This is a genomic window from Filomicrobium sp., from assembly GCF_025698805.1.
Taxonomy (GTDB): domain Bacteria; phylum Pseudomonadota; class Alphaproteobacteria; order Rhizobiales; family Hyphomicrobiaceae; genus Filomicrobium; species Filomicrobium insigne.
In genome coordinates this window covers 185,195-198,862 of the sequence record NZ_JAILWT010000004.1, presented here as the reverse complement: position 1 = coordinate 198,862, position 13,668 = coordinate 185,195, and the positions used below count along the sequence as shown (strand labels likewise).

13 protein-coding genes are annotated in these 13,668 nt (G+C 58.0%); 6 read left to right on the top strand and 7 right to left on the bottom strand.

Annotation, left to right across the window (positions count from 1 at the left end; genetic code table 11):
- Positions 1-116 precede the first annotated feature (116 nt).
- On the top strand, positions 117-1,379 hold the full coding sequence (locus tag K5845_RS11910) for a BtaA family protein (protein ID WP_046478174.1): 1,263 nt from the start codon (positions 117-119) through the stop codon (positions 1,377-1,379).
- Positions 1,380-1,391: 12 nt separating this feature from the next.
- Positions 1,392-2,051, top strand: a complete 660-nt coding sequence (locus K5845_RS11905) for a class I SAM-dependent methyltransferase (RefSeq protein ID WP_342027527.1) — start codon at positions 1,392-1,394, stop codon at positions 2,049-2,051.
- Positions 2,052-2,076: 25 nt separating this feature from the next.
- Here K5845_RS11905 and K5845_RS11900 read toward each other — a convergent pair whose 3' ends face one another.
- The 4 genes from K5845_RS11900 to K5845_RS11885 all read right to left on the bottom strand — a co-directional run bounded on the left by K5845_RS11900 (position 2,077) and on the right by K5845_RS11885 (position 5,070).
- The gene (locus tag K5845_RS11900; RefSeq protein ID WP_090225974.1) at positions 2,077-2,613 is read right to left on the bottom strand and encodes a DedA family protein; all 537 of its coding nucleotides are present in this window, start codon (positions 2,611-2,613) and stop codon (positions 2,077-2,079) included.
- A 5-nt stretch (positions 2,614-2,618) separates the two neighbouring features.
- Positions 2,619-3,626 (bottom strand): MraY family glycosyltransferase, encoded by a 1,008-nt coding sequence (locus K5845_RS11895; protein ID WP_052743835.1) that lies wholly within the window; start codon positions 3,624-3,626, stop codon positions 2,619-2,621.
- A gap of 104 nt (positions 3,627-3,730) precedes the next feature.
- The gene (locus K5845_RS11890) at positions 3,731-4,471 is read right to left on the bottom strand and encodes a glycosyltransferase family 87 protein (protein ID WP_287959048.1); all 741 of its coding nucleotides are present in this window, start codon (positions 4,469-4,471) and stop codon (positions 3,731-3,733) included.
- Positions 4,360-5,070: a hypothetical protein gene (locus tag K5845_RS11885; RefSeq protein ID WP_090225966.1), complete on the bottom strand. Its 711-nt coding sequence runs from the start codon at positions 5,068-5,070 to the stop codon at positions 4,360-4,362. Before K5845_RS11885 ends, K5845_RS11890 begins: the two co-directional genes overlap by 112 nt.
- 377 nt (positions 5,071-5,447) lie before the next feature.
- Here K5845_RS11885 and K5845_RS11880 point away from each other — a divergent pair, with 377 nt between their 5' ends.
- Complete coding sequence (locus K5845_RS11880; RefSeq protein ID WP_046478177.1) at positions 5,448-6,083, top strand: GTP cyclohydrolase II; 636 nt, start codon at positions 5,448-5,450, stop codon at positions 6,081-6,083.
- Between the two features lie 80 nt (positions 6,084-6,163).
- Here K5845_RS11880 and K5845_RS11875 read toward each other — a convergent pair whose 3' ends face one another.
- Positions 6,164-7,906 carry a glucan ABC transporter ATP-binding protein/ permease gene (locus K5845_RS11875; protein ID WP_090227278.1) on the bottom strand — a complete coding sequence of 581 codons (1,743 nt, stop codon included), beginning with the start codon at positions 7,904-7,906 and terminating at the stop codon, positions 6,164-6,166.
- On the bottom strand, positions 7,903-10,215 hold the full coding sequence (locus K5845_RS11870; protein ID WP_152024978.1) for a glycosyltransferase family protein: 2,313 nt from the start codon (positions 10,213-10,215) through the stop codon (positions 7,903-7,905). The genes K5845_RS11875 and K5845_RS11870 overlap by 4 nt, the downstream gene beginning before the upstream one ends.
- Before the next feature lie 190 nt (positions 10,216-10,405).
- Between K5845_RS11870 and K5845_RS11865 the strand changes: the two genes are divergently transcribed.
- From K5845_RS11865 to K5845_RS11855, 3 genes are all read left to right on the top strand, one after another.
- On the top strand, positions 10,406-11,137 hold the full coding sequence (locus K5845_RS11865; RefSeq protein ID WP_287959047.1) for a RibD family protein: 732 nt from the start codon (positions 10,406-10,408) through the stop codon (positions 11,135-11,137).
- Positions 11,138-11,185: 48 nt separating this feature from the next.
- Complete coding sequence (locus K5845_RS11860) at positions 11,186-11,779, top strand: cytochrome b (RefSeq protein WP_052743839.1); 594 nt, start codon at positions 11,186-11,188, stop codon at positions 11,777-11,779.
- A gap of 158 nt (positions 11,780-11,937) precedes the next feature.
- Positions 11,938-12,666, top strand: coding sequence for a hypothetical protein (locus K5845_RS11855; RefSeq protein ID WP_046478178.1), 729 nt, complete (start codon positions 11,938-11,940; stop codon positions 12,664-12,666).
- Between the two features lie 33 nt (positions 12,667-12,699).
- On the opposite strand, the gene K5845_RS11850 is transcribed toward K5845_RS11855, so the two are convergent.
- Positions 12,700-13,623 (bottom strand): sodium:calcium antiporter, encoded by a 924-nt coding sequence (locus tag K5845_RS11850; RefSeq protein ID WP_046478179.1) that lies wholly within the window; start codon positions 13,621-13,623, stop codon positions 12,700-12,702.
- Positions 13,624-13,668 lie beyond the last annotated feature (45 nt).

Here is a 13,668-nt window from a genome sequence, read left to right as displayed (position 1 = left end):
CGCGCGACCTTAAGGTCTGACCGCACTAAAGTCATACCCGATGTCTATTGAGCCGGGCGATTGGCCGCCAGTCCGTCAAATGGCGCCGCCGGAACAAGCTTGATCTTGGAGAACACATGCCCCCACTTCCTAACGCAGGCGAAGCAGGTGAAACCGCACGACCCCGCACACGCAATCAGCGTTTGCGCCAAGCTGTTCACCGCCACAAGGCGATATCCCGCCAAGGCGTCCAGGAACGACTGTTCACGCTTGCATTCTCCGGCCTCGTGTATCCGCAAATCTGGGAAGATCCGGTTGTCGACATTGAAGCGCTCAACCTCAAGGACGGTGAGCACGTTATCGCCATAGCCTCTGGTGGCTGCAACATCTTGAGCTACTTGACGGCCGCGAATGTCAACATCACCGCTATCGACCTCAATCCAGCACATATTGCCCTGAACAAACTGAAGCTGGCGGCCGCGCGCTATTTGCCGAGCTATGCCGCGTTCCATCGCTTCTTTGCGGAGGCTGATGCCTCCGAAAACGTCCGCGCTTATTTCTCCTATTTGCAGGAACATCTCGATGCGCCGACGCGTAAATATTGGGAATCGCGCGATCGCCTGGGACGCCGCCGCGTCGGCTACTTTGGCAAAAACCTTTATCGGCACGGACTGCTGGGCACCTTTATTGGAGCCAGCCACCTCCTTGCCCGCATGCATGGGCGAAACCCGCGGCTTCTCCTAAAAGCGAAGTCTCGCGAAGAGCAGCGCCAGATTTTTGAACGCGAACTCGCACCTTTGTTCGAAAAGCGGCATATTCGCTGGCTGATAAGCAAGCCGTCAGCCCTGTTCGGTCTTGGCATTCCGCCGTCGCAATATGAGGCGCTGAAGGGCAATGAGAACCACATGGCAGAGGTTCTTCGCCAGCGTTTGGAGCGCCTAGCTTGCGAATTCGATCTACAGGACAACTACTTCGCCTGGCAGGCATTCGGACGTCGCTATGCCAGTGGTGGTTCCGGACCATTGCCGCCGTACCTTCAGCGCGAGAACTACGACACGTTGCGGGCCCGCGCCGATAACATCGAAGTGGTCCACGCATCCTTCACCGAGCACTTGGCCTCGCTGCCGGAAGCTTCGCGCGATGCGTACGTACTACTGGACGCGCAGGACTGGATGACATCTGAAATGCTTACGGCGCTTTGGACACAAATCGCCCGTACGGCTAAACCCGGCGCGCGTGTGATCTTCCGCACCGCAGGCGAGGATACAATCTTGCCCGGCCAGATCCCGGATGAAATCCTGAATCGCTTCTCATACGACGAAGAGGCCTGTCGGGCCCTGACGGTCAAGGACCGCTCGTCTATCTACGGTGGCTTCCACCGCTATGTCCTGACCAACTGACGGAGAGCTGCATTGTCTGCCGCGCCCCACGAGGATGCTGCCCATCATATGGACGGCATCTATCGCTATCAGCGCTATATCTACGACCTATCGCGCAAGTACTTTCTGTTCGGTCGCGATACGATGCTCGACGGTCTGAAGCCACCGCCGAGTGCGAGCGTGCTTGAGGTCGGCTGCGGGACGGGGCGCAATCTCATCTTGGCGGCGCGGCGCTATCCCGACGCTCACTTCTACGGGTTCGATATTTCGCGGATGATGCTCGAAACCGCAGAAGCGAATATCGCGCGCGCAGGCTTCGAGAAGCGTATCAAGGTCGTTGAAGGCGATGCGACGAACTTTTCCGCTCAGGAATTGTTTGGTGTCCCAGCATTTGATCGCATTTTCATTTCCTACTCACTATCGATGATTCCGCCCTGGCAGCAGGTTCTGCCTCAAGCCATAGATGCGCTGAAGCCGGGTGGTTCGCTCCACATTGTAGACTTCAGCGAACAGACGGGTTTGCCGCGGTGGTTCAAGAGCGCGTTGCGCGCCTGGCTGAAAAAGTTCTCTGTCGAGCCGCGCGCTGAGCTTGAAGCGGAGTTGCGCCGTGTGGCCGAAGAGAAGGGCTGTACGGTGACGTTCGAGCGGCTCTTTGGCGATTACGCGCATCTGGCGGTGGTGATCAAACGCTAGCCGCTCATTCCGCGCCGAAAGCAGTTTATCCGCCGCCGTGGATCAGCCACGCCAGCCCTAGTGAGCCCGGTGCGAGCAACACGCCCGCCCATAGAAACGCCGACAGGAAGTTGGCGATCTGAAATGGGACCATCGGCATTTCCGTAATGCCAGCGACCAGCGGCACGGCAGCGCGCAGCGGCCCAAAGAACCGGCCGATAAAAATCGCCCAGATTCCGTACTTTTCAAAGAAAACGTGACCGCGCGGGAGCAAATCCGGATATCGGGACAGCGGCCACATACGTCCAATAGGCTCGTGAAAGTGCTTGCCGAGCCAATACGACAGCCAATCACCGAAGGCAGCCCCAAGACTCGCACAGACCCAGATCACAATCAGATCGGTTGTCGTCCCGCTCGCACCGATGAGAGTCCCGATACCGACGAGCATCGCCCAGAACGGGAGGACAAGCGATATGAACGCGAGACTCTCCCCAAAAGCCAGAATGAAAACAACAAGCCCAGCCCACCCTCTATTGGCCTCGATAAACGCAATAGTGCTGTCCATCAGGCTGGCAAGTTCCATCGTAGTTAAGCTTTCTCGTCGGACTGTTGAGGTATGGGGCGCGTAGCGAGGAACTGCATCCAACTCAGAAGTACGGCAACTGTCAGGACGGCAAGTGCGAATGCGACGAAAGGCTTCGTGAGGGCAAGCACCGCAAGTCCGACGAGCACGCAATTGGCTGCAATGACGCATTTGACGACAACGGAGTGAGATCCTGCCGCACGGGCTGAGCGCTGGTAGAAATGGCTCCGGTGCGGCTCCCAGATGCGCTCACCCTTCCGTAAGCGATTGAGGATCGTCAGGCTGGCATCGGCCGCGAAATAGAGTGGGAGTATGAGCGCTGCCGCGAGAGAGACTCTGACCGCAAGATCGACCATGAGCCAGCCGGTGATGAGCCCCAGCGGAATAGAGCCCACATCGCCCAGAAATATCCGAGCCGGATGCCAGTTCCAGAACAAAAAACCGAGGGCCGCGCCAGCCACGGCAAGTGCCAGGCCGAGGTAGACGGAGTTCCAATCGCCTAACGACATCACCACAATCGCGTATCCACCTGCGACGGTTGCCGTTTCGACGCTCGCGATTCCGTCTATGCCGTCCATAAAATTGTACAGATTGATGTACCAGACGAGCGCGAGAACCGCGAGGAGGCGGTCCAGCCAGAACGGCAAGATATCGCCAAAAATGCTGGCGCTGTAGTGAACGCTCACGACGCAGGCAACCGCGGCGCCTAGATGAACGGCGAACCGCAGACGTCTTGAGATAGGCTGCATGTCGTCGAGGAACGAGACGACGGCAAGAACTAGACCGGTGGCGATCAATGCGCCCAGCCGAGGGTCGAGCGGCCAGAATATCAAAGTTGTGATCAGTGCCGAGACCAGAAGCGGGATGCCTCCGCCGACCACAACACGGCCTTTATGCATGGTTCTGTGGTTGGGTAGGGCGACGGGGCCGCGGCCGTCAGCCGCCTGGATGTAGAAATGCGTCAGCGTCACGCCGCCGATGAATGCGAGAAAGAGCGTGAAAATCGCAGTCACGGGGCCCCCGGGAAAAACGAACTGCTGCTGACGTCGAGGGCAACTCCCTTACCAGATGCGCTGCACGGCACCAAGGTAATGTGAAGTTCTAGAGTTTTAGGGACCTATTTCCCTGATGGCAGATGTTCGTTCGGGCAACGCCAAAAGCCCGCCAAATTTCCATCCCGATCCATATAACGAGCGGAAGAACATAGGTGACGGCATAAGGCTCGGTCCAGGTGAGGCCGCCCGGAGGACGCGGCAGGTAAAGCGTCAGGCATCCAGGCGTCATGGCCAGCAAAGCCGGGTGAGGTGTCCGTACGCACAAGGCGCACAAAAAATGCGAAGTACCAGGGATAGTGGGGCGAAGTCAGAAAAAGGAACGCCGCTCCGAGCAGAGCCATCCGGTTGGGTAGAAATTCATCCGGGCCGCGCGCAAAAACAGCCCAGACTGCAAGGAGTCCGATCAGCCCGCCAGCGAAGAGGAGATATGCGACCAGGCTCGGATCAGCGATCGAAAAATCGCGAAGAAACCAAACAATCTGAAAGCCCCAGCCGTCCCGATAGCCTTCATTGCCAAGGTGAGTTCCGAGAAATCCGAACATGTGCCCGCTGCCGGCATACGGAATAAAAAGAAGGCCGGCAGTGACGATGAGAGCCGTAGGCAATCGCCAGTCCCATCGTCGCAAGAGCGTGGGAAGGAGGACAAGCGGGAAGTATTTGACCATCGCGGCACAGGCGAAGAGGGCTCCCGTCAAACCTTGGCGCCGGTGCACGGCAGCCAATATGCCAAGAGAGAGGAAAGCCGTGGCGGCAGCGTCGATATGAGCTTGACTGGCAAACTCCCAATCGGAAGCGGGTGCCATGCGTAGATTAAGACGCGCGACGTAGGTAGCCGCTCTGCTTTAAGCCAACCCAGAAGGGCGATGATCGTGACGGCTTCGAACAGAAGCATCGTGAGCTTTAGTCCCGCAATGCCATCGCGAAGGCCGGTAGCCGCCATAAAGATCATCTCCGCCAGTGGCGGATAGAGGCTTACGGCGACCTCCTTTTGGTTGATGTACGGATAAATCTGTTCGTTGCGCAAATGCGCGAGCGATGAATCTGCTGGTGCAGCGGCATAGGGACTGAAGCCCTCCCATTGGATACGTCCATCCCAGACATAGCGGAAGGCATCCGTCGTCAGGTAGGGCAGCGCCGTCATGGCGAGCCCGCGCAAACATAAGGCGACAACGAGGATGAGGATGAGATCCCGCGTAGATGTCGGTCGGCTCAGCACCCACCACACGCCGATGAGATAGATTGCCCCGTGGATCAGTGCGTTGAGGACAAAACCCTCGACATCACGGTGATCGATATTGACGGCACCCTGGGCCACCACCATCGCGATGCCGATGGCGACGAGGACCAGGGCATTGGGCGGAAGAAACCACACGTCGCGGGATTCGGTGCCGACTGGCGACATGCAACTATGGGCCTAGCTGGCTACAAGCGCCGGTTAACTTCATCTGGCAGCGGATCATAATCGATTGGTTAACTGCTGCTACAATCATATGTCAGTACTCTGTGGTCCGTCGGATTTTCGCCACCGCGCGACACAAATCGTAAGAATCTCTACGTAAATTACGTATTGTGACCCGGAAAAAGTCGCAATTTGCGGGTGCTACGCAAAGGGAGCCTGAGGAGGTGCGTCACGGTACGGACCTATTTTGGGAGCAAGAAAAAAAACGAAATGGCGGTTGGAGCGTTTAGCCCTTATCGACATTGGCTGATGCGGCACTGCGACACATTACTAACGTGTTCGAAAGACGCATATGCCTGGATGTACTCTTGGAGATCCGCATGAGCGTCACTGCCGTCAAGTCCACAGTGTTGGACGTTGATTGGTCTACACAGACTGTCCTCCCCATAGAATTTCGCGGACGCGAAATTCAGTTGGAAGCGCGCGCTTACCAGGGTTGCGATCCCACCTATCAAGCTCTCGTACTGATCAATCGCCCGAAACCGGGCGAAGATGTGAAAATCCCGGTGGTTCGAGTTCATTCAGGCTGCGTGACCGGCGACATCTTCCACTCCTTGCGCTGCGATTGTTACCAGCAGCTTCAAGCGGCGCTGGAGACCATCGTAGATACCCCCAACGGCGTACTGATTTACCTGCCTTATCACGAGGGTCGGGGCATCGGTCTCGTCAACAAAATCCGGGCCTACGCACTTCAGGATAAAGGACTTGATACCGTCGATGCCAACGTAGAAATCGGCGAGCCGATCGACGCGCGTGAGTACGACCTGACGGCTGCGATCCTTTTTGATCTGGGCTTTAACGAAATCCGGCTGCTGACCAACAACCCCGCCAAGGTGGAAGCCTTGCGCCAGGAGGGCATTACGGTCGCAGAACAAATTCCGGTTGTGACGGAACCCAGCATCTATAATCAGCGTTATCTTGAAACCAAACGTGTACGCATGGCCCACAAGCTATAGCGTGCCGTTGGTCCAGAACTAATGCTCGGCAGCGATGGCCGCGGTTCCCATTAGGTGATCCGCGGCCCATTTTTTCAAAGCTAATCAAGTGTCGCCTTCGGGACCGTGAAGCCGCCGGCAGCCACCATGCGCGCAAAAAGCCCGTTGGCGTTGGCGAGTTCTTCATACGATCCGCGCTCAACGATCTTTCCATGTTCGAGCACAAGGATTTGATCCGCCTGAGTTACAGTCGAGAGACGATGGGCGATGATGAATGTGGTTCGCCCGGATCGGAGGGTGTCGATGGCCCGCTTGATACGGCTCTCTGTCTCGGCGTCGAGCGCACTGGTAGCTTCATCCAGAACGAGGATCGGGGCGTCCTTCAGGATGGCCCGCGCGATGGCAATACGCTGACGTTCACCGCCCGACAGCGATGCCCCCCGTTCGCCAATGACGTAGTCGTATCCTCCAGGCTTGGTCGAAATAAACGACTCGGCTTCGGCGAGTTGCGCCGCATGGAAAACGGCAGCATCGTCCGCGCCAGGCCGGCCGATCCGGATGTTCTCGCCAATCGACCGATTGAAGAGTCCGGCGTCCTGGAAGACGACCGCAATAGAGTGCCGTAGGGAGGATAGCGTCACATCGCCAATGTCGTGGCCGTCGATCAAAATACGGCCGCGGTCAGGATCGCGCAGCCGTTGCAGGAGCGCCAGCGTCGTCGTTTTTCCCGAACCCGTAGGGCCAACGAGAGCGATTGTTTGGCCCGGGTTGACCTCAAAGGTTAAGTCGAAGACACCCTGCGAGCTCCCGGGAAATTTAAGGGACACGTCATCGAAGACGACGTGTCCCTTCACATCGACAAGGGGCTTGGCATCCGGACGCTCAACAATCGCCGATTTCTCGTCCAACAGTTCAAAGAGCGCCGCGATCTTTGGGGCCGCTTGTATCATCCGAACGGCAAACGCAGAGAGCTGGTCAAGCTTGCCGATCAGAAGGTTCGCGAAAGCGACAAAAGACACGATTTCACCGACGGTGAGTTCTCCGCGCGAAGAGAGATAAGCCCCCATCGCGAAGATCGCGATCATGGCGATCGTCGCCGCGCCCCGCTGCAAGACCGTGAGAATGCCCCACCAAGTGAGAAGCGGGTATTGCTCGTTGAGGAGTTGTCCGATCATGGCGCGTAGCGCATCCGCTTCGGCCACGAGACGCGCGTAGCTTTGCACAATCGTTACATTGCCGATGACGTCTCCGACACGTCCTAAGACGTTGCTGTGGTAGCGGTCGACCCGCATCTGGCCGCCCGACGTCTTCGAGATAACTAAGAAATTGAGCGCCGTGAAGCACACCGCCAGAACACCGAGGATGGTGGCCATCCGCCAATCGATGGAAATCGCAAGCGGAACGAGAAACACGATACCGATCAGCGCCGAAAGCTGTTCGCGCAAGGAACTCAGCCACAGCCAGAACAACTCGTCCGAACCGCGCTGGACGGTTCCGATAACGGTGCCGGAACCGCTTGCGGCGTGGTAGCTGAGCGGTAAGGTGATCGCCTGCTCAAACGCCTGGGATAGAGCGATCAATCGGCGCCGGTGCGCTAGGCGGTCCGCAATCACCGCGACGGTGACACTGGCTGCGATCCCACCGAGGCCAAGTAGGGCCCATAAGCCGATGATCCAGGCCGCGGGCTCCTGTTTGGACAAAGCATCGACTACGGCACCAAACAACACGGGTTCCGCAAGCTGCACAGTCGCAATGGCAACGCTGGCCACGGCCAGAGCCGTTGCGAGGCGCCATTCCGGTGCAAGAAGCCTGAGGGCACGGCAATATATCTTGAATGGACTCATCGGCTTGGCGCGCACCCTACGGGTTGGAAGCCTGGGCCCCAAGACCCATGCGTCAACTGCTCGATAGCGCCACGAAGCGGCCGGAAATTGAAGCGTACCGAGTGCGTTCCCGCTGGCACGGCGACCGCACGGAACAGAACGTTGGACCGCAGCATCGGAGCAGGCTTTCCATCGATTTCAACGAACCACCAGGGGTGCCAAACATCGTTGAGAATGAGCCAGCCTCCGTCGCTGGACGTTGTGTCGATAACGATCTCACTGTTGTGGTATTCGCGAATGGCCGCCGACCCAGTCGCGTTTGAGGGCAGCGATGGGGTGGTCGGGCCTTCAAGCAGAACAGTATTGCGATAGTTGATGTCGGGCATGCCGCCGCAGCTCAGGAGTTTATCGAAGTCCGCTTGTTGAACACGCGTCGCGAAGAGGACCCGCGGGAGCGCTTTCGGATTCTCATAAATGTATCCGTCGACTGTGCGTGCAACGAGAGGAAACGCACCTGGCGTTACGGAAGGATCGATTTTTTCGAGCGGTACGCCGGACGCTATGTACCGCAGCCCTAGCAGGTTCGCGAGCGGCGACGCATAAGAGGGCATAAGAGGGGAAAATTTGCGCTCGTGCATTCCGGAAGTATCACCCGCACCAGTCGCTGCGCTGTAAAGCGCCAGCCGGACTGGATTGTAACCCAATGTATTCTCCAACCCATAGGTCAAGCTCGCGTTTGGCCAGTGAAAGCCGAGACCGATCAGTTCGACGCGATCGCGCTGCGTTGCCGTTTGGCCACTTTGCACACGGCGTTTGAGATCCACCATGGTCTCGTTAACACTGCCGTGTGCGAGAACCTCATACGTAGATGGCGGTAAGCCTACAGCGCCACCGTGCCCGTTTTGAAACCCCAGGTCGAGCACGGCAAAAGCAACGAGAAGCGCTGCTGCAAGGTGTGGGCGAATGGGCTGGAGCCACCGAACGAGGGCGATGACTGCAGCAGCGCACAAGATGAACGCCACCGAAATCACGAAGGGCTCCAAGGCCTCATGCCATTGATGGAAATGCGTTGCGAGATAAGCGGCGTAGGCAAACCCCAATGTGATGACCACCCCTGCCGATAGCCACGCATCGCGTGAAAACGGCGCCGTTGCAGAACGCAAAAGGCGGTTGGCGCCATGTCCCGCAAGGATCGCGGTTAAAAACCCGATCAGGAACACAGCATCAGCGGGGCGGCGAAAAAGATCGATACCCGGCAGCCACATATGCATGAGCCGGAACACAGGCGTGTACCAACCGAGCGCATAGATGAGCATGATGAGCATCGCGATAGTGTAGAAACGGATTTCGCGGTGCCAAAGACTGCCGCTGAATAGTCCCGCAAGCATCAGCCAAAATGATACCGCGCCGATGTAGAGCACGCCCATGTTTTGCGCGATGTACAACCCAGTATCGTGCCAAACGAAACTCGGCGGACCCCAGTAATCTTCCATATCGCCCGAAGCGCCGAAAAGATCAGGCCCCAGCCAGGTCACCATCAAGGCGGGGTGAAGCGAGCCGCGTCCTGCTCCAATAAAGTCGATCTCCGGACGATTGGACATTTGCGCCAGGAGCCATGTGAGCAGGATGGGGATTGCTACAAGGACAGTTCCCGCGATGCTGCCAGCGATGAGCGGCGGCAGGCTCGACGAAATCCGTCGACCGCTATGGTGCACGCCTGCGCTGAACCAATGCCAGACCACGTAACCGGTCAGAAAATAGACGCTGATCAGCGCCACCTGATCCCGCTCTAAAACCATGAAGCTGGCGGTAATTCCCGCAGCTAGACCGCACAGCCATGACCCACGAGAAAGGGCGCGTGACAGGAGCATAAACGTGATCGCCAGCATCGACAGGCTGACCACCTGCCCGATATGTTGAATACGCCAGCTCATAGCCGCGCCGAAGCAAAACGCCAGAGCAGTGAAGATTGCTGCACCCGTCTCCCACCCCTGATCGCGAGCCCATATGACGAGCGCCAGACCTCCCGCAGCAATTGTAATGAGCGTTGTGACGTCGGCGGACCAAAGACCCGGCGCGGGATCGAAAAGTGCCAGAAGCGCAAACGGCGGAGAAAAAATCAGGGATTGAGGGTCGGCGACCTGCGGATGGCCGGAAAACACAAAAGGCGTCCAGAATGGACTTTCCCCTTGCCATAAGGCATGGGCAAAAAATTGCACCTGCGGTAGAAAATGCGCCTTGGCATCGTAGGGAATGGTGACGTGTCCCGACAACCACGGCCAAGCGAGTACGAACCAGCAGAGCAGGAAAAGGAGCCCAGCGTGCCGCAATTTTACCCCCTCTCGGAGGTCTGCAATTTCAGCCTTTGGAGGAGACACGTTCGGCCGCTACTCTCAAGCAATCCTGGTCAGTTATGCCTCCTATAGCATCACGCTGTCTCGTGCTGTGCATCACTTCGACGCGCGGTAAACACAAGTCACCGAGAAACCTAACAGAACCACGATTAAGGAGCCGAGCCAGGTGAGCGACCCCGCTGTTCCACCGCGTGTGCGCCAGTTGAGTGATCCCCTCGCCCCGATCCTCGCTGCGAGCGACGACCGGCCGTTCGTTGTGGCTCAGCTTGGCCAGTCTCTCGACGGGCGCATCGCAACGGTTACCGGCGAAAGTCGGTGGATCAACAACGCGGAAGCTCTGGATCATCTGCATCGCCTGCGCGCCGCCGTTGATGCCGTGGTTGTAGGCGTCGGCACAGTGTTGGCGGACGACCCCAGGCTTAACGTGCGCCGCGTCGCGCTCCCCCCGGGCAAGGCACAGCCGGCCCGTGTCGTGATCGATCCAAACGGACGGATGCCGGCCGGCCTCAGCTGCCTCGCGAACGACGGCACCCGGCGCATCGTTGTGACGGCCTCGGCAGAGGTTGTTGAAGTCGATGACCTGGAAGTGATTCGCCTTGAGCGACAGGACGGCACATTCCGGCCCGGAGAAATCGTCGCTGCGCTCTTCGCGCTAGGCTTGAGAAGGATTTTGATCGAGGGTGGGGCGACCACCGTGTCATCGTTTCTTGATGCTGGTGTGCTCGATCGGCTGCATTTGATCGTGGGGCCAATGATTATAGGCTCTGGCAAGCTTGGTCTCCAATTGCGCCCTATAACTGAGCTTGATAACGCCATTCGCCCCCAGGTAACCGTCTATCCGTTGCCCGGAGGTGACGTTATTTTCGATTGTGACTTGCGCATGCGAAAGGCAGTATAGGCCGTATCTTGGTGTGACCAATCTTCATGGATTGAAAGGTGGGTATCGATGGATAAGCCGAGCAATGAGACCATCGCGACCACGTCGGGTGATGTCGAGATTTACTCGCTGACGGCCAGGACCTTGCACTGGCTTGTCGTCGTGCTTCTCGCCGTGCAGATACCCGTGGGCTTTTACATGGCCTACCGCGGCAACGACCTGAACATTTGGGACGCGCTGACGAACAATCTTTACAGCCTGCACAAGCTCGGCGGGCTGGCTATTCTGGCGGTCGTCATATTACGTCTGTTGTACCGGCTGACGGCCGGCGCGCCGCGCCACGAGCCCAGCCTTGAGGGGTGGCAGTGCGTAGTGAGTGAGCTTAACCATTGGGGGCTTTATCTGCTACTCTTGGTTGTGCCGGTCCTCGGATACTTGGGAGTTGCTTATTTTCCGGCACTAGACGCATTCGGCTTCAAGATCCCGGCACTCGTGGCTCCGGACAAAGCGATGTCCGAAACGGTGTTCTTCTGGCACATGGTTGGTGCCTTTGCGCTTCTCACGTTGATCGCCATGCACATCGGCGCCGCGCTCTTTCACTACATTATCCGCGGCGACAACGTATTGGGGCGCATGTTGCCCGGCCTGTTACGGCGAGTCTGATCGGTACAACACCCCGCCCGCACACTCGGATGTTATGAAATCGCGTGTTCTCCACTGCAACGCTCGCAGCATTGTGGATGCACGTCTAAGCGCGCTTGCCGCGGCACCAGGACTCGCGATTGATGGAGTGATTTTTAAATGCGCTTTTGGGGGACTTCATGTTTGCAGAGTTCATTGCCGAACAGGCGCGCCCATTCTTTGATTATTTGAAGTTAGCCGTCGACACCACGTTCCGCCCGATCAAGGTGGCCCATCAGATAAATCTGGGAGACCGAGAGGATTTCAAGTACCGCTTAACGTTCTTTCTTGCGATCTGCGCTTTGTGGATTTCGCTGCAGACGTTCGCCGCCGCGTACCTCGATGTGGACGTGATGCCGGCTCGCATCGATACCTTCTGGCAGTATCTCCAGCCCATATTAGCCGGAAGCATGTTCCTGCTTTTGTATCTGCCCATGCGGATATTGCGGTGGACCCGCCTGAAGTTCTCCGAATATTTCCAGGCGGCCGCCATGAGTATGGGGCCGGGCCTGTTTCAGCAGCCATTCATTTTGCTGCCCGCTTTCCTGGTTGTTGGCATTTACGGTCATCCGAATGCCAATGATCCCGCTATACAGGGCATCCTCAATCAGCCGGGCGCGGAGGCGCTGAGTCTTTGCGCGCCAGACTTCAGTTCGCTCATGTGCCTGAATAGCTTCGGCAGCGTCGCCCCCGAAACGGCTTGGACGGGAGATTTCATTCTTCTGATCAATCTGATTTTTCTCGTTCCCGTCGTGATGCTGATCAAGCACGCGACAGGCATCGCTTACTGGAAGCAAGCCGCGAGTTTCGCGATTATTTTGATGGTCATCGCGGGCGTAGGACTGGCGATCGAAAACCTTTACACATGAACGCCTTGCGGACGCTCAGCTGTCCACGCCCCCTCAGCGCCATTGAGAAACCACGACGATGTACGCCGCATAGACGCCAAGCAGAAGGAGCCCGCGCCAGCGGCCAATGACGCCCGATGCGGGCGGATATGTCAGAACAACCGACGCAAACCCAAGGATCAAGGCCGGCGCGACTTCACTCACAGAAATGCTAATCGGGGAAAGGCCGGCCGCAACGCCGACGACAAGCAAGCCGTTGAAGATGTTGCTGCCAAGGATGGTTCCCAGCCCGACCTCTTCGTGTCCTTTTATCCCTGCGATGATTGCTGTTGCCAGTTCAGGCACGGACGTGCCGAGGGCCACAACTGTCGCGCCAATTATGAAGGCGTCGATGCCGTGAGCCTCGCCGATCGCGGACGCGCTTACGACGATGAGATTGCCTGCGAGGATCAGAAGCCCCAAACCTGCTAATCCTGCGAGAACGGCGTAAACAGGTTTATGTTCGCCGAGCACTGCAGCGGCGGCGCTGCGTTGCCGCCGGGCCTCGTTCAGTACGGCTATGAACCAGCCGGCAAAGAGCGCCAACAGTAGCAAGCCATCGACTCTGGAAAGCTCTCCGTCCGCAAGAAGGGCGGCGATGATGAGCGGAACGATGAGCGCCGCTGGGAAATCGCGGCGGATGCTGTCGCGGGGCACCCGGATGGGCATGATCAGCAGGGCGGCCGCGAGGATCAAGGCAACATTCACCACATTGCTGCCAAGCGCATCCCCGAGTGCAATCGTAGGAGTGCCGTTGAGCCCGGAACTGATCGCAACCGTTAATTCGGGGCTGGATGTTGCAAACGCGGCGATCGTAGCGGCGATGATCCCAGGGGAAATCCGCAAGGCGCCTGCAATCCCGACCGTGCCCCGCACGAAGAGCTCGCCGCCCCCACCCGCCAGAACCACGCCGAGTAGCAGTAGAAGATAGTCGTTCACGGCGGCCCCCCAATATGACTAGGCATTGAAAATGGTTACCAGGCG